Consider the following 21,130-nt stretch of genomic DNA (forward strand, 5'->3'; position numbering starts at 1 on the left):
CATGGGGGGAGGCCAACCCATGGCCAATGACAACACCCTACTAATTAAACCAGGTAGCAAAACCGAAGAACTGCCCCTGGAAAACATCAAAGAGCCGGATCCAGAAGCGGCGATCGGTGACCTTGCCTTTCTCCAGGTAAGGTGTGGCGGCACTACCCTGGAACCAGAGCACCAGATCAAAGGGTCGGGGTTCGGTCAGGACTCGATTCAGGTTGACCCCCCGCGTCTCATTCCCACGCCAGAATGGCATCAGCTTCTTGCCGGTCAACACCAGCTCTGCCTCATCCAGGAAGGCCAGCCAACTGGTAATCATGTCACTGGTGACTCGAATACCCGGCACGATCGTTTTCTGCTTGCTGTTGGGAATCCACTCATTATCATTATCCGTTTCTGCTGTGATCAAGGCCCAGGATTGGCGACTGAGAAGCAGAACGGTCTGTAAATGCTGCAGAGCAGAGGTCAGACGGGGAGCTTCAACTACCGGGAAGTTGATCAGGTGAACCATGGCGACCACATCCAGGAAGAAATCAAAGTCGCCAAAGAAAAAGCCGGAGTTCTGCTGTTTGCGACTGAGAAAATCATGGGGGGTCTGAATTTTGGTGAAGAACCGATGGCCGGTGGCTTCAAAGAGATCCTGCCAGTTATGCGCCAGCAGGGTTTCTACCATGGCAGCCAGTGCATTGCAGTATCCCCGTAGCCAGAGGGCATCACCCGTATCAAAGGCAATCAGGAAGGACTTGGCCTGTTTTTCCGTAATTTGACTACCCACCACTCTGGCATAGATGCGCCAGAGAGCTTCATCGTTGCCAATTTTGCCATCACCATTGATATCCAGCTTGATCATGCCAAATCGCAGGGGTAACTTCACAGCCGGATCTTTGATCGGTTCCAGGGTAGCCTGGGCCTTGTTGAGGTCATCCAACCAGGTCTGGAGAACCTGACGAGCGATGTCGTAGGTCAACACCTGGGGATTTTTGTTCGGTGGGGTGGGCAACCGGAGAATGGGAAAAGCCTGGGTAAAGGTATCGTCCTTCAAGCCGTAGCGATAGAGGGACTGCATCAACCGCTCAATGCCGATAAAGACCTGGACTGTGCCCAGGCTGAAGCGGGCTTTGTCATCATCTGGTTTGTCCTTCAGACGGGCCAGCATGGCTGTTTCCCCGTCAGCTAACTTGCCAGAGGCCAGGAAGGGTTCAATCAGCGGGGCGGGTTGGGCTGTCAAGGGTAGGGATAAGGACAGGGTCAGGATTAGACAAAGAATCAGGCTGACTCCCCCCAACCACAAGGACCGACTGATCCGCAGCATTAGACCTCCTCCAGCTAGATTTGAGCGTATCGTAAGGCAAGAATAGTTTTGATTTCAGAAGCTTTAGCAAGGTTTTGCATTTGGTAACATCTCTGACAACGGTGAACGGCTTCCATCGGTGAAAACTTACTTGCTCATGTTTCTCGATCGCCTGAAGATAGCAGTGACCTGCTTGCCTGACCTGAGTGGCTGGTGGCTGGTTGTAGGTCTGCTCTGTCTGTATGCCACGATCGCCCTGCCCCTGGGCTTTGCTTTTGGGTTGCTGCAGATCGATCTTGCCCCCCTCCAGCCTGCTGCACTAGTACGCTTGCTCCTGACCCTATGGATTACCCCAGCCTTGCTGGAAGAACTGGTGTTTCGAGTTTTGTGGTTGCCCCATCCGAGCCAGCAGATCTTGGCTCAGCGCTGGTGGCTGTGGGCATCGATCGGGCTGATTCTGTTTATCCTTTACCATCCCCTGAATGCCTTCTTTTTTTATCCACCTGGTCGATCGGTGTTTTATCGTCCGCTCTTTCTGTTCCTGGCCGGGTTGTTGGGATTGGCCTGTACCTTTGCTTACCAGTGCACTGGCTCTCTCTGGGCTGCCACAGTCATTCACTGGACGATCGTCGTTGTCTGGCTTCTGGGCCTAGGTGGACTGCAATTACTGACGCCAAGCTCTTAAATTGAGCTGTGCCGTTGCGGCTATTTGTTGCACAACTCTTCTGCAAAAGCAACATTTTGCCCTGGTGACCGTCCTGAAGGAGTGAATATGCAAAAATAATCTCCTCCACATCACAGGCTAGAAAAGCGATGAAACTGTTGCCCTGGCTACGCTCAACCTTAAGCTCAACCACAATGGCAGTCTTAGGACTGGGACTCATTGGCATGGAAACCCCCACACCCGCTGCTTATTTTTCCCAGACCGAGATCGACCCGAATCGAGTCATTGCGATCGCATCTCCCTATGGCAAGGGTGCGTTTCAACTCCTGATTCTGCAACAGGTGAGTAACAGTCGTGCCTGCTGGCAGGAGGTTGGCTATGGATCTTCAGAGGTAGAACCCTTGCTCCTCAACTTTGACTTTACGGGCATTTGTGAACGGAGCATCGACAGCAACGGCTATTCTGTTCGGGTTGGGGGCCAGGATCTCGGCTGGAACTACAGTCTATCTGTGGTGCGCCAATCAGAAGGGCTGCGTCTGGTCGCTTTCTCCAATGCCAATCGGAGTCAGCCGCCGATCGAAATTGGACGGGTTGATGGCATTCCCAGTCGTTTTGGTAAGATCACCCTGAATCCAGGCTGGCGGTTGACGAAGCGCGTCTACAATGGGCGTGTTCTGGGGCATTTCTATCTGACGAATGATCAGACTCTGGGAGAAGTGATTGCCGCTGCCTCTTCCAATGCAATCGCTTATCGGCCCAGTTCGCCAGTTCTGCCCCCAGCCCAGGTGACATCCCCCCAACTTCCCGCGCCTGTTGCAGTCCGCCCGCAACTTCCCCCCCCCCTGATTTCAACCAGTATCTCGCCCGATCGTGCACCGCTGGCAGTGCCAGCTCCACCCCCTGGCAATAACCTGGTCATACCTGCCCTCCCGGCGAGCAGTAACGCCTCTGCACCAATGGTGCCTCCTCCCGCTGCTGACCTGAATTCCCCGACACCAATTCGGGAAATTGTGTTCAGTGCCACTTCCACTCCGCCAGCTTCTAATTCCAGCATCCTGGATTTCAACTATCGAGTTCTGGTTCCAGCCTCTACTAAATCCGCTCAAAATAAGGTGCGAAAGCTGGTGCCAGGAGCATTCCGGGTGGTCGTCAATGGCAAAACGATGATGCAGGCCGGTTTATTTCGAGAACGTCAAGATGCAAATGCATTGCAACAAAGGCTGAAGCGAGAGCAACTACCTGCGATCGTGGTTTTACTCAATCAAAAAGCAGGTTAAGGTTGCTACCAGTCCGCTCTATAAATCTGTCTCCTGATAGAGACTTTGCAGGGCCTGCTGTTCTGTTCGTCGGGAGGGGCGACGATAGCGTTTGGCCTCCAAACGGGGTTCATAGCGAGTTTGTCCCCGTCGGTTCATCTTCACTTTCAGGCTAGCATCGGGATCAGATTGCTGATGGAGATGGGCCTGTCGATCGATCGCCTCTTGCAGAAACTGTAGATAATGGGTGTAACGTTCCCAATCTCCCCTTACCACACAATTGGGTTCGTCCCGGTGCAGGCAATCACTGAACTGGCAGGCCCCATGCGCCAGGCGTTGACGGGCCTCAGGAAAGCAATTTGCCAGCATCTCCGGTTCTGTATCGAGATCGGGCTGATTAAACCCTGGGGTATCCGCCAACAACCCCCCAGTGGGCAACTCAAAAAGTTCAACATGGCGGGTGGTATGACGCCCCCGACCTAATTTACCGGAAACGGCTCCGACCCTCAAATCAACCGTTGGGATCAGATAATTAATCAAACTAGATTTACCCACACCAGAAGGGCCAGAAATAACCGTCACTTTCTGCTCCAGGCTTGCCCTCAATCCGGCCAGGCCATGACCCGTTTGCACACTGATCGAAACTGAGGGGTAGCCCCAGTGGTGCAGACGATTTTGCCAGTCAACCAGGTGTTCTGAAGCCACCAGGTCACTTTTATTCAGGCACAAACAGATATCCAATCCGGTAGTCTCCGCCTTGATCAGAAACCGGCTTAACTGGTAGGGCTCCAACCCGGGCTCAGCCAAAGCAAATACCAGTAGAATCTGATTCACATTCGCGATCGGAGGACGGCTTAATTCTGAATCTCTGGGCAGAACTTCTGCGATCGCACCCCGTTCCCCCTGCCAATCCGGTTCCACAATCAGAACCCGATCGCCAACCATCACCTGTTGCCCAATCTTCTTCAGTCGGGAACGGCGAGTACAAAGCAAGAATGGAACAGGAGCCCAGGAAGAGTCAGCATCAGCATTGCTGCTGTTCTGGGTTAAGTTTGAGGATGATCGGGAGGGTTGGATCGGGTCAATGCGAACCCGATAGTAATTGGCCTGGACTGCCAGGACCGTGGCTGCGATCCGGGCTGGGCAAATCCCGTCCTTCATTCTGCGTCCTGCACCAGTGGTCGCCGCACCAGCACGGCAAAGAACCCTCCCCGCTCTTCAATGGTCTCGATCGGATAGCCTTCCATAGTAAGACTATCGGGAACCTGCTCGATCGGCTCACCAGAATCCAGTAAAACTTCCAGAAGATTGCCGGGAGCCATTCTTTCCAACTGTAGTTTGGTCCGGACAAAGTTAATCGGGCAGGGAGTTCCCCGTAAGTCTAAATGGACATCTGGAGCTTTGGATCGATCAATTTCTGAAGGAATCATCCTCGAAAAAGACCTCCCAGAAACCCCTCAATCCCACTCTTGCCAATGCGATCACCTCGGAGTTTGGCCAGCTTCTCCAGCAACTCTCGCTCCTCCGTTGAAACTCGGGTCGGAATATCCACCAACACCGTGATCAGATGGTCACCCCGACTCACAGGATTGCCCAACCGGGGAACACCCCGATTTTCCAGGGTTACCACTGTTCCTGGCTGCGTCCCCGGTTGAATCAGCAACTCAGCAGGTCCATCTACCGTATTGACCTCTAAGCGACAACCCAGAATTGCCTGTAAGTAGCTGATTTTGATTTCTGACAGGATATTAATGCCTTCCCGTTGAAATTCTGGGTCTTCGTTCACGAACAGGTAAACATACAGGTCCCCCGAGGGGCCACCCCGCTGACCGGCATCGCCTTCTGAGGAAACGCGCAGACGAGTCCCATTATCTACTCCAGCCGGAATGGTAATCTTCAGCTTTTTCGTTTCCTGCCGCTGGCCATTACCCCCACAGACATCGCATTTGTCTTCGATCACCTGGCCTAACCCATTACAGGTGGGGCAAACGGAAACCTGCGTAAAACTACCAAAGGGGGTGCGGGTAGCTCGCCGGACCTGGCCAGAACCACTACAGGTAGAACAGGTTCGAGGGCGAGTTCCGGGTTTTGCCCCTGTGCCCGAACAAGTGGCGCAACTCTCCAGGTGGCTGATCCGAATTTCTTTCTCACCACCAAAGACAGCCTCCCGGAAGTCGAGCTTCAGATCCAGGCGCAGATCGTCACCTCTGGCAGGCCCGGTGCGCCTGCGGGTTGTTCCTCCCACTCCCCCGGAGAAGCCGCTGAAGAAGCTCTCGAAAATATCCGCGAACCCACCCATGTCGGTGAAGTCGCCGAAGCCTGCAGCACCCGCTCCAGACACTCCGGCTTCACCAAACCGATCGTAACGAGTTCGCTTATCTGGATCTGAGAGAACCTCATAAGCATGAACAATTTCCTTGAATTGCTCTTCAGCCCCTGCTTCCTTATTTACATCTGGATGATACTTGCGTGCCAACCGTTTGTAAGCACGCTTGATTTCCTCTTTGTCTGCCTCACGAGAAACACCGAGGATTTCATAATAATCACGAGCCATAGAGCACTATATTTTTGGGTAAGGGGGAGAGATATAGGGTGTAGGGTACAAGGTATAGCGATGTTTTGCAACAAAGATAGCTGATCAACGTCTGATCAGCACCTCACAGGTCCTCTAAACCTTATATTATCGTAGCGATCTACAGGATTGCGGTGACTTGCCCTCTAAACCCTGTCTTTGAAACCTGGGCTCAGTCGATCGCTTCATAGTCTGCTGTTACGGTATCGTCGTTATCAAACTCTTCCTCCTCCTCATCATAGGCATTCCCATCGTGATCGGGCAGCGCTGAGCCAGTTGGAGGGGGAGCAGTAAATCCATCATCTTCCCGCCCTCCGGCATAGAGAGAAGTCCCAATGGTCAGGAGTGCTTTTTGGAAGCCGTCCAGACATTGTGTCATTTCTTCAACAGAAATGCCCCGATCTGAGATTGCCGCTCGTAGTTCAGCCATCTTTTCATCCGCATGGGCTTTAACGTCTGGGCTGATCAGTGGTCCGTTATCTCTCAGGGTTGCCTCATAACTGTAGAACAGACTATCAGCCTGGTTCTTGAGTTCAACCAGTTGCCTACGCCGCAGGTCTTCCTCGGCGAACGCCTCGGCATCCTGCCGCATCTTTTGGACCTCGCTGTCTTTCAGCCCCCCTGTATTGGTGATCCGAACACTTTGTTCTCGACCTGTTCCCCGATCGCGGGCTGAAACCTTGAGGATCCCATTGGCGTCAATATCGAAAGACACCTCGATCTGAGGAACACCACGCGGAGCGGGTGGAATACCAGTCAACTCAAACTTACCCAGACTCTTGTTGTCCCTCGCCATGGCCCGCTCGCCCTGCAGGACGTGGATTTCCACAGAGGTTTGGCCATCGGTTGCGGTTGAGAAAGTCTGAGTTTTACTAGTAGGAATCGTAGTATTCCGCTCAATCACCCGGGTAAAGACCTCACCCAGAGTTTCGATTCCCAGAGAGAGGGGGGTAACATCCAGGAGCAGCAGATCTTTGACTTCCCCTCCCAGAACACCGCCCTGAATGGCGGCTCCCAAAGCAACAGCCTCGTCTGGGTTCACGGAACGATCGGGAGAACGACCATTAAAGGCACTCTTAATCGCCTCCTGCACCGCTGGAATGCGGGTAGACCCCCCCACCAGAATCACTTTATCGATATCGTCAGGGGTAAGGTCACAATCTTTAAGGGCTTGAGTCACCGGGTCAATCGTACTCCGCACCAGGTGATGGACGAGTTCCTCAAACTTGGCTCGACTTAACTCTGTTTCCAGGTGTTTCGGCCCCGTTTCATCTGCGGTAATGAAGGGCAGGTTAATCGAGGTTGTTCCCAAGCTGGAAAGTTCAATCTTGGCCTTTTCTGCTGCTTCTCGCAGCCGCTGGAGGGCCATCTTATCGGTAGACAGGTCAATGCCTTCCTGATCCCGGAAGCTATCAATTAACCAGCGCACGATCGCGTTGTCAAAGTCATCGCCCCCCAGATGATTATTCCCGGCGGTAGACTTCACTTCAAACACCCCATCCCCCAACTGCAGGATGGAAACATCAAAGGTACCACCACCCAGGTCAAACACCAGCACCCGCTGTTCCTGATCCTGTTTATCCAGACCATAGGAAAGGGCTGCAGCCGTAGGCTCGTTGATGATCCTCATGACCTCCAGACCCGCGATCGTTCCGGCGTCCTTGGTCGCCTGCCGCTGTGCATCCGTAAAGTATGCTGGAACCGTAATTACCGCCTGAGAAACCGACTCACCCAGATAATTCTCTGCATCCTGCTTCAGCTTTTGCAGAATCATGGCTGAAATTTCTTGAGGGGTATAGTTTCGCGCCCGAATCTGCACATCTACAGTGTCATCCCTACCATTGACACAGGTGTAAGGAACCCGAGATCGTTCCGTTTCGGTATCCCCCCAGCGGCGACCAATAAAGCGCTTAATGCTGAAGATCGTATTCTCAGCATTAGTCACAGCCTGCCGCTTGGCCAGTTGGCCCACCAGACGATCCCCTGCTTTACCAAAACCCACCATGCTGGGGGTCGTTCTGCCACCCTCCGAGTTGGGAATGACGATCGGTTGTCCGCCCTCTAGAACAGCAACACAACTGTTTGTAGTCCCTAAGTCGATGCCAATGATCTTGCCCATATTCAGCTAGCGGCGGTAGAGAATAATAATATGCGAAAACCCTTAAAGCAGGGTAAAAGCCCTATTTAAAAAATATTCCGCAATTCTAAGGGATTCCAATCACATCTGAGTCAATTTTTTCCAATTCAATAAAGATGCAAGTGTAAATTATCAGCAAATTATCAGCCTTTCTTCCAATGCAAACTCTATGAACTTGATTTAGCTATCCTCCTGGCCCTGATCTGAAGATTCAGAAGCAGAATCCCCTTCCGGAGTTGCTGCAACTTTGACCATGGCATGACGGAGAACGCGCTCACCCAAGAGATAGCCCCTAACCAACTCCTCTATTACCGTACCCTCTGGATACTGATCTGTCGATTCACGCATAACAGCCTCATGGTAGGCCGGATCAAATTCTTTACCCTCCGATCGCATGGGAGAAACACCAACTCGCTTCAGGCATTCTACCAACTGCTTATAGACCCCCTGATAGCTCTTGTGGATGTTCATTTCCTGTTCTGTCTGAGGTTTGAGATGAGCCCGGGCTCGCTCAAAATTATCGACCACAGGTAGAAGTTCACTAATCGTCGAACATTTAATCTGAACTTCCTGATCCTCTTTTTCTTTCTGGGTCCGCTTACGGAAGTTGTCAAAGTCAGCCGCAATGCGCATGTACTGAGTTGTCCGCTCTTCCACTAAAGCCTTGAGAGATTGAATCGTTTGCTCCAAATCCGCATAGGAGGGCAGGAACGTATCCCCATCTAACCCCTCTGATTCTGGAGACACATCACGGCCTGAGGCATCCGCAGATGAGCCTACATCTGCTGTTGAGGCTGAAGCACTGGAGGGATCCATATTTTCTACGCCTACTTCAGCGGAAATATCATCTACCAGTTCCTCTATAGATTCCGGAGAATCCACCAGCTCTTCAAAAGTATCGGTTCCCACCTCTGGAGAATTGTCCATCTGCTTTTCCTGTTCAACCATCTTCTCAACCCTGTCCCTATCAATCCCTTTCTCTAACAAATCATGACCAGCATAAATTATTTTTTTAAGACCACCCAAGATGCTGTCCCATCAAAGGTAATGGCCCATCGTAGACATATTTAACTGGATCTCTAATCCCAGCCTAGATCACAAAGGATCAAGTTTAGAGGAGCTATATCTACTCACACCTCTGAAAGTCATTGATTTCACTATTTTTGCAAACCTAATTACATTAAGCACGGTCTTAGCTGATCACCTGCTGCTTTGTAGCAGTTCTATACCTGAGCAAAAACGGATAGGGCTAATTTCTAAAACTATAAACTATACTTGCTCTATTTTCTGTCAAGAACGCTTTGCCACTAGGGGCAAGCTAATTGACAGCTTATTTTCCTAACAATACCTGTTAACCAGATATCTGCAACGATAGTATGCGATCAATCCCAGATTAGCGACCGTATATCTAAAAACCCTGTGGATGCTGCTGATACACTTGTATATCTATATATCTATTATTTCTCAAAATCTCACCGAATTCTTCTCCAGAGGTTATCATGCTGGAAATATAATCATTATGATCTAGCCAAACTCTGGCACAAGCCCCTTAGTAGATTGGTAACCGGTTGTTAGATCAACCCCGGCTGACGACTCTACGTAATTTTAGGTACTTCTGGGAACACTAGGGAATACTAGGAAAGGAGATATTCTTAGCGACTATGACTAACTCCTCATCACAGCGTCGGGCTCTCATTGTTAGAAATGACTTCTCTCCATTTGGCAATCAGTTGGTTCAGACTGGGTATGCCACCAATGAACAGATGCAGCAAGCTCTGGTTGAGAGCCGCAAGTCAGGTAAGTCTCTACCACAGGTTTTACAGGAGCTCACGGGGAAAGAACTCGCTCCTGACCAGTTACGTCAGTACAAGAAACAGCAGCTGTTTGAGCTCAAGATTCTCTACGGGATTGAATCCTTAGATCCCGAAGTTAGAGAAATTTCCATCGAGCAGTTTGGTCCCCTGATCGATTCCCTGATTCCCCTCGAAGTTTGCAGACGCTATCGCTTGCTACCTTTATCGAAAACAGAAGCAAATGGGACTCAACCCGGCTCTTTGTTGGTAGCCATGGTAGATCCAGATAATCTGGATGCTCAGGACGATCTGAACCGAATTCTCCGTCCCCAGTCCCTAACCCTTCAACGCATGGTCATCACCTTGGATGATTACCAGCAACTGATCTCCAGATATCTGGATGAGCAGATGGGCAAGCAGAAGGCTGCGGACACTGCCAGCAAAGTTCGAGAAATTAAGCCTCAAGACCTGGAAATCGATCGGGAAGACTTTGGCTCTGATTTGCAGGATGCTGAAGATGAGTATGACCCGGATGCTGACCTGAATGCTGCCCTAGGCGAAGCAGAAGCTGCACCCGTGATTGCCACAGTCAATAAGATTCTGGCTAAGGCTCTAACGGATGGGGTCTCTGATATTCACATTGAACCTCAAGAAGAATTGCTGCGGATCCGTTTCCGCAGAGATGGAGTGCTGCAGGAACCTTTCCCTGCATTGCCTAAGAAAATCATTCCCGCCTTAACTTCCCGGTTCAAGATCATTGCTGACCTGAATATTGCCGAGCGTCGGCTGCCTCAAGATGGTCGGATCCGTCGGGTGTTCCAGGGCCGCAAGGTGGATTTCCGGGTCAATACGCTCCCCAGTCGTTACGGGGAGAAAATTGTATTGCGGATTCTGGATAACTCCTCGACCCAGTTAGGTCTGGATAAGTTGATTAGCAATCCGGAAACCCTCCAGCTAGTGCGAGATATGGCCAGCCGCCCCTTTGGGTTGATCCTGGTGACCGGCCCAACCGGTTCTGGTAAATCTACAACTCTGTACTCTATTCTGGCCGAGCGCAATGATCCCGGCGTGAATATCAGTACGGCTGAAGACCCAATTGAGTACGCTCTCCCCGGCATTACCCAAGTGCAGGTACTCCGAGAAAAGGGTATGGACTTCTCCAGCATTCTGCGGGCGTTTATGCGGCAGGATCCAGATGTCATCCTCGTGGGTGAGACCAGAGACAAGGAAACGGCAAAAACGGCGATCGAGGCAGCCCTGACCGGTCACTTGGTGATGACAACTCTGCATACCAATGATGCGGCAGGAGCGATCGCTCGCCTAGATGAAATGGGGGTAGAACCCTTCATGGTGTCTGGTGCCCTGATTGGGGTTTGTGCCCAGCGTCTGATGCGGCGGGTATGTTCGGAATGTCGGGTTGCTTACAACCCCACCACATCTGAACTGGCCAGGTTTGGCCTTGCAGCCTCCAAGGAAGCTGAAGTGACCTTCTATCGGGCTAATACCCTGACGGTGGATCAAATTCAACAGGCCAGAGCCAGTAATACCCTCTGCCCCAAATGTAACGGTAGCGGCTATAAGGGACGTTGTGGGGTTTATGAGGTGATGCGAATTACCGAACGACTCCAAACTCTGATTACAGAGGGAGCTCCGACTGAGCGGATCAAGGAAGTTGCCGTGGAAGAGGGTATGCAAACGTTGCTGGCCTACAGCATCAACCTGGTGCGGGAAGGACACACGACTTTAGAAGAAGTGGAGCGGGTGACTTTTACCGATACCGGCCTGGAAGCGGAGTTGAAGGCAAAACGCAAGAGTTCCCTGGAATGTAAGGCTTGCCATGCCGAGCTGAAACAGGAATGGTTAGACTGTCCTTATTGCCTGACAGCACGATTCCAGGACTAGGCTCTAGCTTCTGCGTTTTATCTGTTATCCCCAACTCTTAACCCGTAACTATTCGTCAAACACCAGCCGGAGGAAACAATCGAATGGAATTGATGATTGAGGATTTGATGGAGCAGCTGATTGAGATGGGCGGCTCTGACATGCACCTGTCTGCTGGACTGCCTCCTTATTTTCGGATCAGTGGTCATCTACAACCCATGGATTATGAGCCTATGACTGCTGAGCAATGTCAGCGGCTCATTTTCAGTATGCTGAACAATACCCAGCGTAAAAACCTCGAGCAAAACTGGGAACTGGATTGCTCCTACGGAGTTAAGGGGTTAGCCCGTTTTCGGGTTAACGTTTACAAGGATCGGGGAACTTATGCGGCCTGCTTAAGAGCCCTGAGTTCAAAGATCCCCAACTTTGACAAATTAGGTCTTCCCGATGTAGTGCGGGAAATGGCAGAAAAACCTCGGGGTTTGATTCTGGTGACTGGACCCACGGGCTCTGGCAAGACCACCACCCTGGCTGCCATGATTGACCTGATCAATCGGACTCGGGCAGAGCATATTCTGACGGTTGAAGACCCAATCGAATTTGTCTACGAACCGGTGAAGAGTCTGATTCACCAGCGCCAGTTGGGGGAAGACACAAAGAGCTTTGCCAATGCCTTGAAAGCGGCACTGCGGGAAGACCCAGATATTATTCTGGTGGGTGAAATGCGAGATCTGGAAACGATCGCCCTGGCCATTACCGCTGCTGAAACAGGTCACCTTGTCTTTGGGACCCTACACACCAGTTCTGCCGCCCAGACGATCGACCGGATTATTGACGTGTTCCCCTCCGAGAGACAGACCCAGGTGCGAGTTCAGCTTTCCAACTCCCTGGTTGCTGTCTTCAGCCAAACGCTGGTTCCGAAGAAAAATCCCAAACCCGGTGAATTCGGTCGGATCATGGCTCAGGAAATTCTTATTGTTACCCCTGCTATTTCCAACCTGATTCGGGAAGGTAAAACTGCCCAGATTTACTCTGCGATTCAAACCGGCGGTAAGTTAGGGATGCAAACTCTGGAGAGAGTTCTGGCAGATCAATACCTCAATGGGCTGATTTCTTTTGAAGCAGCGATGTCTAAAACCTCTCGTCCTGATGAATTGCAGCGGATGATTGGGAATGTCTCTCCTGCGGCAGGTGGCGCTGCGGTGAAGCGCTAGACGATCGGGGATACCCCGGTATCCTCCGCTTCGTCTTTATGTCCTTGTGGGCATTTCGAACAGCAGTGGATAACATGTAACCATCGCACAATCAACCAATAGCTCAATACTTTGGTTCAGCATTACGTCAGGTATTTCTGAAAAGCACTCAGGTGTAAGCCATGCCTACCTATATTGCCAGTGTCCGGGATGCCAAGGGCACTACCAAAACCCAAAAATTCACATCGACTTCCCTTACGGATGCTCGGACAGCGCTGCGGGAGCAGGGGTTTGTTGTTCAGGATCTGAAAGAACACAAAGGCTTCGACTTTAAGAGCTTTGACTTCAAACAGATCGATGCTTTCATGAGCGCGGTGACTGTCAAAGATAAAGCTGTTTTCTCGCGCCAATTTGCGGTTCTGGTCAATGCTGGTGTTGCCATGGTCAGAGGCCTCGGCGTTCTGGCTGAACAATGTTCGAATACCCGGATGAAAAAGGCTCTCCAGGAGATCAGTTCTGATGTCCAGCAGGGGACAAACCTTTCCGATGCCATGCGCAAGCACCCCAAGTGTTTCGATACGCTCTATGTCAGTATGGTGCAGGCTGGGGAAATCGGGGGGGTGCTGGATGAAGTGCTGAACCGGTTGGCTAAGCTTCTGGAAGATATCGCCCGACTACAAAACCAGATCAAGTCAGCCCTGGCTTACCCAGTTGTGGTAGGAGTTCTGGCAACAGCTATTTTCGTGGGGATGACCGTATTCCTGATTCCTACTTTTGCTTCTATCTTCAAGGAATTGGGGATTGAGTTACCTGCCTTTACTCTAGCCATGCTGGCGATCAGTGAATTTCTGAGGACACCACAGTACGTCGTCACCCTGATTATTATCCTGTTCGGTCTCAACTTTGCTTATCAGCAGTACTACAAAACCCGTGTTGGGCGGGAGACGATCGATCGACTCTCCCTTAAAATGCCTCTGTTCGGAGATTTGATTGAGAAAACAGCTACAGCCCGATTTTGCCGCACCTTTGGTGCATTAACCCGTTCAGGTGTTCCAATTTTGACCTCCCTGGAAATTGTTCGCGATACCTCTGGAAACCAGGTCATTGCCAATGCGGTGGATGATGCCAGAAAGGAAATTCAAACGGGTGGCATGATCAGCATCGCGCTTCAGAAAGCAGAAGTCTTTCCCCCCATGGCAATTCAGATGATCAGCATTGGTGAAGAAACTGGGGAACTCGACAAGATGTTAATGAAGGTCGCTGACTTCTATGAAGATGAAGTAGAACAAGCCGTTAAAGCTCTGACCAGCATTATTGAGCCGATTATGATCCTGTTCCTCGGGGGTATGGTTGGTTCGATTCTACTTTCGATGTACCTTCCCATGTTCAAGGTCTTCGAGGCGTTGGGCTAATTTCTCATCATCTTGTGGGTTGGGGGTATTGCATCCATGACGGTGAAATACCCCTCAGCTATTTAATCCTGCTGTTGTCTGAAAAGCCGGATGGCTTCGTTACAATGCAGAAAAAGGATGCAGTGATATCGGACCCGTCTCAGTATGCCTGTAAAACAATCCCACTATGAGGAGCTACTGGCAACTTACAGTAACCACTCGTCAGTTGTTTCTTTACTGAAGCAGTATCGTCCCTATCTGGAAATGCTACCCAGTATGCGGCGAGCCAATGAAAGTTTCATTTCGCTTCCCTTGCCTGTTGCCAAGATTCAAAATCCCCAGATTCAAACTGGAGCTTTTAGTAGCGCCTCCCGTGGCGACCTAACCCGGTTGCCCTGTGATTTTGCTATCCTCATGTGTGACCCAGATTGGAAGGTGAAGACAGGGGTTGAGATTTTTGTTTTTATCCATCGTCCCCAGGAAGATTTCTCTGAATTGTTGGGTCGCTGGCGGCAAACGCAAATTTATCTGGATCGGGGCTATGAATGGGTCATGCCCTTCCACTACCGGCACATTTTAAGTGAGGAAGCAGAGGATGCGCGCCCTCTGTTTGTCGTATTTCCAGAAACTTCAGAACGGATCATTCGGGGGCTCAGAGGAGCCTGCCTACCCTATATCGTGCATTCCGTCAGCCCTGAAATTGAAGACCTTGAGCTATCCCAGGAGCAATCAGAGGAGCTTGAATCTTTAGATCACTGGGAACTACCTACAGATAGTGGAACGCCCTCATCGGAAATGTAACCCATCAGGATTCGAACGTGTAGCTTCGTCCTCTCCAACTTTTGGGTGTTTGCACTGTGGAGAGGAGAATCCGGAGAAAAGCCAGGGGATCAGCCAGGGGAGACAGCCAGAGCAACCAGGGGGCATAGCTCTGGGACAGATCATAGGAAGGGACGATCGCCCCCAGCAGGGCGAATCGAAGGGCAACCAGGAACAGATTTAACCCACCTGCAGCAGTGATTACCAACGTTCCAGGTATCGTCTGAATCAGAATCAGCCAGACGAGGGATAAGAGCAGTGGCAGACCCTGCACCATCGCCAAAAACCAGAGATCACTCCAGAGCTGGCTGCGGGTTGTAGCATCTTTCAGATCCAGAGATCGCCCCCATTCTCGCCAGGTTTCGGCTGCGCCCTCATACATCCGGACCTTCAGCACCTGAGCCCCATCCAGGAAGCCGACTCGGGCTCCCTGGGCCGCCGCATAACGGGCCAGCGTAACATCATCACAGAAAGAATGACGAGCAATGGTGTACCCTCCCAATTCAGCCAGCAGAGAACGACGGCAGAAAAAACACTGGCCATTGGCCATGGTGCGATCAGAGGTGTTCGATCGTTCCCCTGCTGGACCAAACCGATATACCAACGTCATTAAGAGTGCCGGTTGCAACCAGCATTCCCCCGGATACTTCAGGATAAATTGAGGGGAAAGGGAGAGGAGATCGTACCTTTCCGACTGAGCAACCCGAATCAGGCTCGCAACCAGCCCCGGTTGCGGTTGAGTATCGGCATCAATGCCTAAAATCCAATCACTCTGTTCAGAACTATGCTGGAATCCAGTGTGAAGCGCCCAGGGTCTTCCGACCCAGCCCACAGGTAACGGGTCGTCGGTTAATAGGCGAAATCTGGGGTCAAGCTGTTGAGCAGCTTTCACCAGTTCAGGAGTGCCATCCTGAGAACAACTATCGACGACCAGGATTTCCCGAACCTCGTAACTCTGGCGACCCAATCCAGTCAGACAGGCCCCGATCCGGTCTGCCTCATTCAGCGTTGGGACAATGACGGTGACCCAACCGATCTGATCAGGAATTGGAATTTCAGGCTGCAATGGAGGACGACGGATAGGCCCTCGCAGAAGTCGGGCCAACAGAATCGCTGTCGCAGGAAGCTGACATAGGAGCAGGGCGATCGCGCCAGCAGACCAGAGAACCTGATCGGGATATAAAGCCAGATTTACAGATGACATTCTGAAACAATCCAGCCTAATGGGACGAGAGGGTAGTCGTAATTTGAGCTGGCGTCAAAGGAAGGCTATCGTTACTAGGATCGGTTGAACCGATAAGCGGATCCTTTAACCCATCCACCCGCGATTCAATCGCCATCGTTGTCGGGGTCAATCGCCAGCACAGCAGCGCAGGGATCACTCCAAAAGCAAGACCCGGCAATAGTGGAATCCAGATACCAACACCCAGGCTCATGATGGCAGCGAAGGCAAAGTTGCTCAGATAGATTGCCAGAACAACCCCCAATTGTGACCGGTGTAACTTAATCGTGGCCTGCCGCCAGAGAAAAGCCGCAACCCCCATAAATATTGTCCCTGTTAAGAGCCAACCAGCAAAGTTTTGATATGGAGTCCCGAAAAATGCCCCCACTTCGCCATAGTGCCAGAAAGGATAGGTTGTCTGACTCATGGCTGGGTCGAGGGCGAAATCCCAAGCCGTCAGCAATATAGCCCCCAATAGAACAGCTCCAATCTGCCGCCACCAGCCCCCATGAGGCCGATGCAGTTGCAGCGCAGCTCGGGCCAGCAGATAGGATGAGAAGCCCATATAAAACCAGGAGAGAGGAATGGTGAAGGGAACCAATCCAGCGACCTTATATCCCAGGCCACTGAGGTAACCATATGCTCCAAAGGGGAAGCCAGTGCTGGTCCCCAAGAGTTCACTACTGAGAGAAATCAAGGTTGCGGGCAGCAGGAAGGTCAACCAGAGTCCGGCTCCTAAGACTCGATAAGCGTAGATCGAAACGGCTGCAGCGCCCAAGATAATATAGACAACCCCACCGCCAGCCATGGACCACTGAAACGCCTGTTGCCCGATCGTGGAGAGGGCGGCAATCAACTCCGGATGGGGCAAAATCAGAAGTAACCCGGCCAGACCGAAGGCCATCGAGAAAATATGAGCTATGAGGCAGGAGCGCTCGGCGAGAATCAGTTGCTTCATAGGGACTCCTTAAGAAACTTAACATTGGCCTGTTTGTACTAAAGACGCCCGGGGAAAAAGGTGCTCATTTAAACAAACCCTGGTGCAAAATCACCCTGAGCAGGGACTCCTCTAAAGTTTACAAATGTTTAAGGAAATTTGTAATATTCTGATCCCGTTTTCGTAAATCAACTTGGCGAGAGTCCAGGTTGGTTGTATACGTTGTATAGACTTTTATAGAACGATCGTTCAAAGGGTTGCTAGTGGTAGTAGGGACTGTAGGAATTGGGGTAGGGGCGGCAGCTCTGCTGTTAGGTCTAGCCGGGCTAGGGCTGGAATTGCAGTATCGACGGCGTCCTGGCAACAGGCTGGAACTAACTTCAGGGGATTGGCAACTGGAAGTTTTTGAACCCCAACGGTATTTGCTCGTGGGGGATATGCAATTCCGCAATCAAACCCAAAAACTGGAGATTATGGTGACAGAGGTGAGGGCAGAACTCACCCTACTGTCCAAGGGAAGCCTGGAAGGAGTAACCCACACGATTCGGATGATTCCCCAACACGCCGATGAGGCAGCTCGCCCAGATGACTACTGGTTTGGCTACATCGTGAAAGTGGGAAAGACAACTCGTCTTCAGGTTCGGATTGAAATTCAGGGGCCTCAGTTGGAAAACTTGCAGGCTGCCTGGGTGCGGGTGCATTATGTGGCCTATGGGCCTGGAGGGCGTACCCCAAAAACCCGACATGTCATTGTTCCCCTGCAGTTTCCCCTTCCAGGTGGCGTTCAGCGCTGGCGTCCGACGACCCAAGCGGATGTTTTACCCATTCGGACCCATTTGCTGACCCAACTGGATAATCCGGTGGAGATCGTCCAGCGCTATGTCCTGCCCTATGCCCAAAAAGGAGATGTGGTCGCCATTGGGGAAACCCCGATCGCAATTATGCAGGGGCGTTTTATCCATCCCAGCGAAGTCAAACCGGGCTGGCTAGCCCGTCGCCTCTGTTACTATTTCCTGCCTACTTCCAGTCTGGCAACTGCCTGTGGCCTCCAGGCCCTAGTGGATATTGTGGGTCCAACCCGGGTCTTCCTGGCTTTCATTTTGGGCTCGATCGCCCGAATTTTAGGCTGGCGAGGTGTTTTCTACCAGTTGGCCGGGGAACAGGCCCGATTAATTGACGATGTCACCGGCACCTTACCCCCCTATGATCAGTTCATCGTCTTAGGCCCTGATCATCCCCAGCAAGTTGTCAATCGAATTCAGAAAGAAACTGGTTTATCTGCGGCAATTGTAGACGTGAACGACTTGAAAGCAGTTAAGATATTGGCAGCAACCTCTGGTCTTTCCGATCGCTTTCTGAAGCAAGCACTGATCAGCAATCCTGCCGGAAATGCTAATGAACAGACCCCGATCGTCTTGATTCGACCTACAGAGCCGGGGGTCAGTCAGGGCAACCTTCGCTCCTGATTTTTTGCTTTCCGATCCACAGGTTGTTGAAGTACCCAAGGTTCAAATACCCAAGGTTCAAATACCCAAGGTTAAATTGATGCCTCCTGCTGCTCCCGAACAACAGTCCAATACGATCATTCGTTCAGTTCAGCGCCAGGATCTGGAGCAAATTGAGCAGTTGTTCCGTGAGGCAACTGCAGACGACAACCACAGCAGGTTGGCAGACATTGGTAGGCAGCTCCGCCAGATTCGGCGCTGGTATGGGCCACTGAAGTTTCTCAGCTTCTTCCCCAGCCCGCTACAGAACCTCTTTTCAGCCTATGTTGCGGAGCAGGATAATCAGCTTCAGGGTGCAATTCAGGTTTCTCCCTTCAATCGAACCCGCACGACCTGGCGTGTGGATTGCGTGGCCGTAGATAGCCGGGCTGATAGTTTGAAAGTTGGGTCCCAGCTTTTGAGATATTGCTTTGAAGCCATCTGGGAAGCCCGGACCTGGATCCTGGAAGTGGATGTGAACCACAAGTCTGCGCTGGCTCTTTATCGCCATACTGGCTTTCAACATCTGGCTCAAATTACGTACTGGTCCCTGCCCCCGGCCCTGTTACAGGAGTTAGCCGAGCGACAACCCGATCTTCCCAACCTGCTCCCAGTTGGCAATGCAGATGCCCAACTTTTGCATCAATTAGACACGGCTTCGATGCCCCCTCTGGTGCGTCAGGTGTTCGATCGTCACATCTATGACTTCAAAACCAACCTGCTGCAAGCTTCTGTGGCCGGGATCAGTCAGCGGTTAGAACATAAGGACGTGATGAGTGGCTATGTGTTTGAGCCTCAGCGCAAGGCTGCGATCGGGTACTACGAAGTGCAACTCAACCACGATGGCTCCCAACCCCATACCGCCCAACTGACCGTTCACCCAGCCTATACCTGGCTCTATCCCGAACTAGTTTGTCAGATGGCTCGTGTGGCAAGCGCTTTCCCATTCCAGCCCTTGCGATTCACTTCAGCCGATTATCAATCTGAGCGGGAAGAATATCTGGAGCATATTGGGGCAGAGCGGGTAGCCCACACCCTGATGATGTCCCGATCGGTCTGGCATAAACTACGAGAAACTCGACCCATCTCTCTGGAAGGTCTACAACTTTCAGAAGTCTTACAGGGGCTACAACGGATTCAGAAACCTATCCCCAGCCGTCTATCATCCTTGCCTTCCTTTCTCCACCAACAGGGGCATGCCAATAAGCTTCCTCCCCATCGCTTTCCGAGACAACCAGAAGCCCACCCCTTAGAGAACGGGAAACCTGAGGATACTCCTTAAGCAATTAAGACTATGCCATTTATTTCAGCTCTGGGTCTGGACATTGGCAAGAAGAGAATTGGGGTGGCTGGATGTGATGGGACCGGGTTAATTGCCGTTGGCCTGACCACCATTGAACGGAAATCCCTGGATCAGGTACTTAAGGAATTGGGTCAGCTCGCAGAGCAGCGCCGAGTTCAGGTTTTAGTGGTTGGGTTGCCTTACTCCATGGATGGCACCCTGGGATTTCAGGCGCGTTACGTGCAGAAGGTAGGTCAAACCATTGCCCAGAGTCTGAATCTGCCGCTGGAATATGTGGATGAGCGGTTGACGAGCTTCCAGGCCGAACAACTGATGGTTGCACAGAACATTTCCCCCTCTCGAAATAAGGGCCTCATTGATCGCAAAGCAGCCTGTCTAATTTTGCAACAATGGCTGGACCAGAGTCGAATTAAGGCTCCAGAAACGCTACTTCCCTAGAAAGCCGTTTTCTGACATGATGTGGGAGCGTAATTTCTCAATGGATTACAGGCATAACCACAGGAGTAGGGGGTATGATCATGCACCCATGCAGTAGGATGTGGTTCAGTGTGAATAAACATTTGTCATAGTTAAAACACGAGAGGATGTCCGATGATGGACGAAGATGATATCGATGATGCTGAAACCCTTACTCTGACCGATTCTTCTGGCAGATCTCTGGTTTGCTATGTGGAACAGGCTTTGGAGTTAGAAGGCAAGGAGTATGTCCTCCTCTCACCGGTAGACCCGGTTGTGGAGATTTTTGTCTGGCAACAGGGTGAAGATGAAGAGGAGCCCCTCATGGTCGAGGATGATCTTGAGCTAGACAAGCTGTTTCCGATCGCCAGTGCTGTCTTGCAGGAACAGAACCTGACCCTCAAGCGCACTGCGGTCGCTTTAACCGTTGAAGGCGAGTTGCCTGAGTTGACGGAAGAGGATCTGGAAGAAGATGTGCTGGAAGAAGACGAAGAGAGCGAGGCTCTGCAATTATTGACCAGCTTTTATCATGAAGAGCAGGAATATGCAATCTACAGCCCGCTTGACCCGTTCTTTATTTTGGCCCGTATGGATGAACAGGGTCAGCCTGTTTTGTTGACGCCAGAAGAATACGAGCAAATCGAGCCGATGCTGCCCATGTTAGAAGATCAACTCTTTGACGAGATGGAGTAGCGGACTGAGTATTTTGTCCGCTTCTGACCCACTTGCTCAGTTGT

At 51.4% G+C, this 21,130-nt stretch carries 18 protein-coding genes; 10 read left to right on the forward strand and 8 right to left on the reverse strand.

The window, feature by feature from the left end; genetic code table 11:
• Positions 1 to 40 precede the first annotated feature (40 nt).
• Positions 41 to 1,306, reverse strand: a complete 1,266-nt coding sequence (locus BST81_RS21530) for a hypothetical protein (RefSeq protein WP_075600569.1) — start codon at positions 1,304 to 1,306, stop codon at positions 41 to 43.
• Between the two features lie 118 nt (positions 1,307 to 1,424).
• Between BST81_RS21530 and BST81_RS21535 the strand changes: the two genes are divergently transcribed.
• Positions 1,425 to 1,970, forward strand: coding sequence for a CPBP family glutamic-type intramembrane protease (locus BST81_RS21535; protein WP_143780450.1), 546 nt, complete (start codon positions 1,425 to 1,427; stop codon positions 1,968 to 1,970).
• 173 nt (positions 1,971 to 2,143) lie between these two features.
• A complete protein-coding gene (locus BST81_RS21540) occupies positions 2,144 to 3,226 on the forward strand; it encodes a DUF3747 domain-containing protein (protein ID WP_171974823.1) in 1,083 nt (360 codons plus the stop codon).
• A gap of 18 nt (positions 3,227 to 3,244) precedes the next feature.
• Here BST81_RS21540 and rsgA read toward each other — a convergent pair whose 3' ends face one another.
• The 5 genes from rsgA to grpE all read right to left on the reverse strand — a co-directional run bounded on the left by rsgA (position 3,245) and on the right by grpE (position 8,862).
• Positions 3,245 to 4,366: a small ribosomal subunit biogenesis GTPase RsgA gene (rsgA, locus tag BST81_RS21545; RefSeq protein ID WP_075600572.1), complete on the reverse strand. Its 1,122-nt coding sequence runs from the start codon at positions 4,364 to 4,366 to the stop codon at positions 3,245 to 3,247.
• Positions 4,363 to 4,635, reverse strand: a complete 273-nt coding sequence (locus BST81_RS21550) for a sulfurtransferase TusA family protein (RefSeq protein WP_143780451.1) — start codon at positions 4,633 to 4,635, stop codon at positions 4,363 to 4,365. Before BST81_RS21550 ends, rsgA begins: the two co-directional genes overlap by 4 nt.
• Complete coding sequence (gene dnaJ / locus BST81_RS21555) at positions 4,632 to 5,759, reverse strand: molecular chaperone DnaJ (RefSeq protein ID WP_075600573.1); 1,128 nt, start codon at positions 5,757 to 5,759, stop codon at positions 4,632 to 4,634. Before dnaJ ends, BST81_RS21550 begins: the two co-directional genes overlap by 4 nt.
• 190 nt (positions 5,760 to 5,949) lie before the next feature.
• Positions 5,950 to 7,896: a molecular chaperone DnaK gene (gene dnaK, locus BST81_RS21560; RefSeq protein WP_075600574.1), complete on the reverse strand. Its 1,947-nt coding sequence runs from the start codon at positions 7,894 to 7,896 to the stop codon at positions 5,950 to 5,952.
• A 198-nt stretch (positions 7,897 to 8,094) separates the two neighbouring features.
• Positions 8,095 to 8,862: a nucleotide exchange factor GrpE gene (grpE, locus tag BST81_RS21565; protein WP_075600575.1), complete on the reverse strand. Its 768-nt coding sequence runs from the start codon at positions 8,860 to 8,862 to the stop codon at positions 8,095 to 8,097.
• 713 nt (positions 8,863 to 9,575) lie between these two features.
• On the opposite strand from grpE, the gene BST81_RS21570 reads away from it, so the two are divergent.
• The 4 genes from BST81_RS21570 (at position 9,576) to BST81_RS21585 (ending at position 14,973) form a co-directional block, all read left to right on the forward strand.
• Complete coding sequence (locus BST81_RS21570; protein WP_075600576.1) at positions 9,576 to 11,609, forward strand: GspE/PulE family protein; 2,034 nt, start codon at positions 9,576 to 9,578, stop codon at positions 11,607 to 11,609.
• 83 nt (positions 11,610 to 11,692) lie between these two features.
• The gene (locus BST81_RS21575; protein WP_075600577.1) at positions 11,693 to 12,802 is read left to right on the forward strand and encodes a type IV pilus twitching motility protein PilT; all 1,110 of its coding nucleotides are present in this window, start codon (positions 11,693 to 11,695) and stop codon (positions 12,800 to 12,802) included.
• A gap of 161 nt (positions 12,803 to 12,963) precedes the next feature.
• Positions 12,964 to 14,193, forward strand: a complete 1,230-nt coding sequence (locus BST81_RS21580; RefSeq protein WP_075600578.1) for a type II secretion system F family protein — start codon at positions 12,964 to 12,966, stop codon at positions 14,191 to 14,193.
• A 144-nt stretch (positions 14,194 to 14,337) separates the two neighbouring features.
• A complete protein-coding gene (locus BST81_RS21585; RefSeq protein WP_075600579.1) occupies positions 14,338 to 14,973 on the forward strand; it encodes a hypothetical protein in 636 nt (211 codons plus the stop codon).
• 4 nt (positions 14,974 to 14,977) lie between these two features.
• Here the strand turns inward: BST81_RS21585 and cruG are convergent, their stop codons facing one another.
• Both cruG and cruF read right to left on the reverse strand, forming a co-directional pair.
• Positions 14,978 to 16,195 carry a 2'-O-glycosyltransferase CruG gene (gene cruG / locus BST81_RS21590; protein ID WP_075600580.1) on the reverse strand — a complete coding sequence of 406 codons (1,218 nt, stop codon included), beginning with the start codon at positions 16,193 to 16,195 and terminating at the stop codon, positions 14,978 to 14,980.
• Positions 16,196 to 16,211: 16 nt separating this feature from the next.
• On the reverse strand, positions 16,212 to 17,171 hold the full coding sequence (gene cruF / locus BST81_RS21595) for a gamma-carotene 1'-hydroxylase CruF (protein WP_075600581.1): 960 nt from the start codon (positions 17,169 to 17,171) through the stop codon (positions 16,212 to 16,214).
• Between the two features lie 242 nt (positions 17,172 to 17,413).
• Here cruF and BST81_RS21600 point away from each other — a divergent pair, with 242 nt between their 5' ends.
• The 4 genes from BST81_RS21600 (at position 17,414) to BST81_RS21615 (ending at position 21,086) form a co-directional block, all read left to right on the forward strand.
• A complete protein-coding gene (locus BST81_RS21600; protein WP_075600582.1) occupies positions 17,414 to 18,616 on the forward strand; it encodes a F420-0:Gamma-glutamyl ligase in 1,203 nt (400 codons plus the stop codon).
• A gap of 79 nt (positions 18,617 to 18,695) precedes the next feature.
• Positions 18,696 to 19,916, forward strand: a complete 1,221-nt coding sequence (locus BST81_RS21605) for a GNAT family N-acetyltransferase (protein WP_075600583.1) — start codon at positions 18,696 to 18,698, stop codon at positions 19,914 to 19,916.
• A 12-nt stretch (positions 19,917 to 19,928) separates the two neighbouring features.
• Positions 19,929 to 20,375: a Holliday junction resolvase RuvX gene (ruvX, locus tag BST81_RS21610; protein WP_075600584.1), complete on the forward strand. Its 447-nt coding sequence runs from the start codon at positions 19,929 to 19,931 to the stop codon at positions 20,373 to 20,375.
• Between the two features lie 153 nt (positions 20,376 to 20,528).
• Positions 20,529 to 21,086 carry a DUF3727 domain-containing protein gene (locus BST81_RS21615; protein ID WP_253188425.1) on the forward strand — a complete coding sequence of 186 codons (558 nt, stop codon included), beginning with the start codon at positions 20,529 to 20,531 and terminating at the stop codon, positions 21,084 to 21,086.
• Positions 21,087 to 21,130: the final 44 nt, after the last annotated feature.

The sequence above is a fragment of the Leptolyngbya sp. 'hensonii' genome, assembly GCF_001939115.1.
In the GTDB taxonomy this organism is placed as follows: Bacteria; Cyanobacteriota; Cyanobacteriia.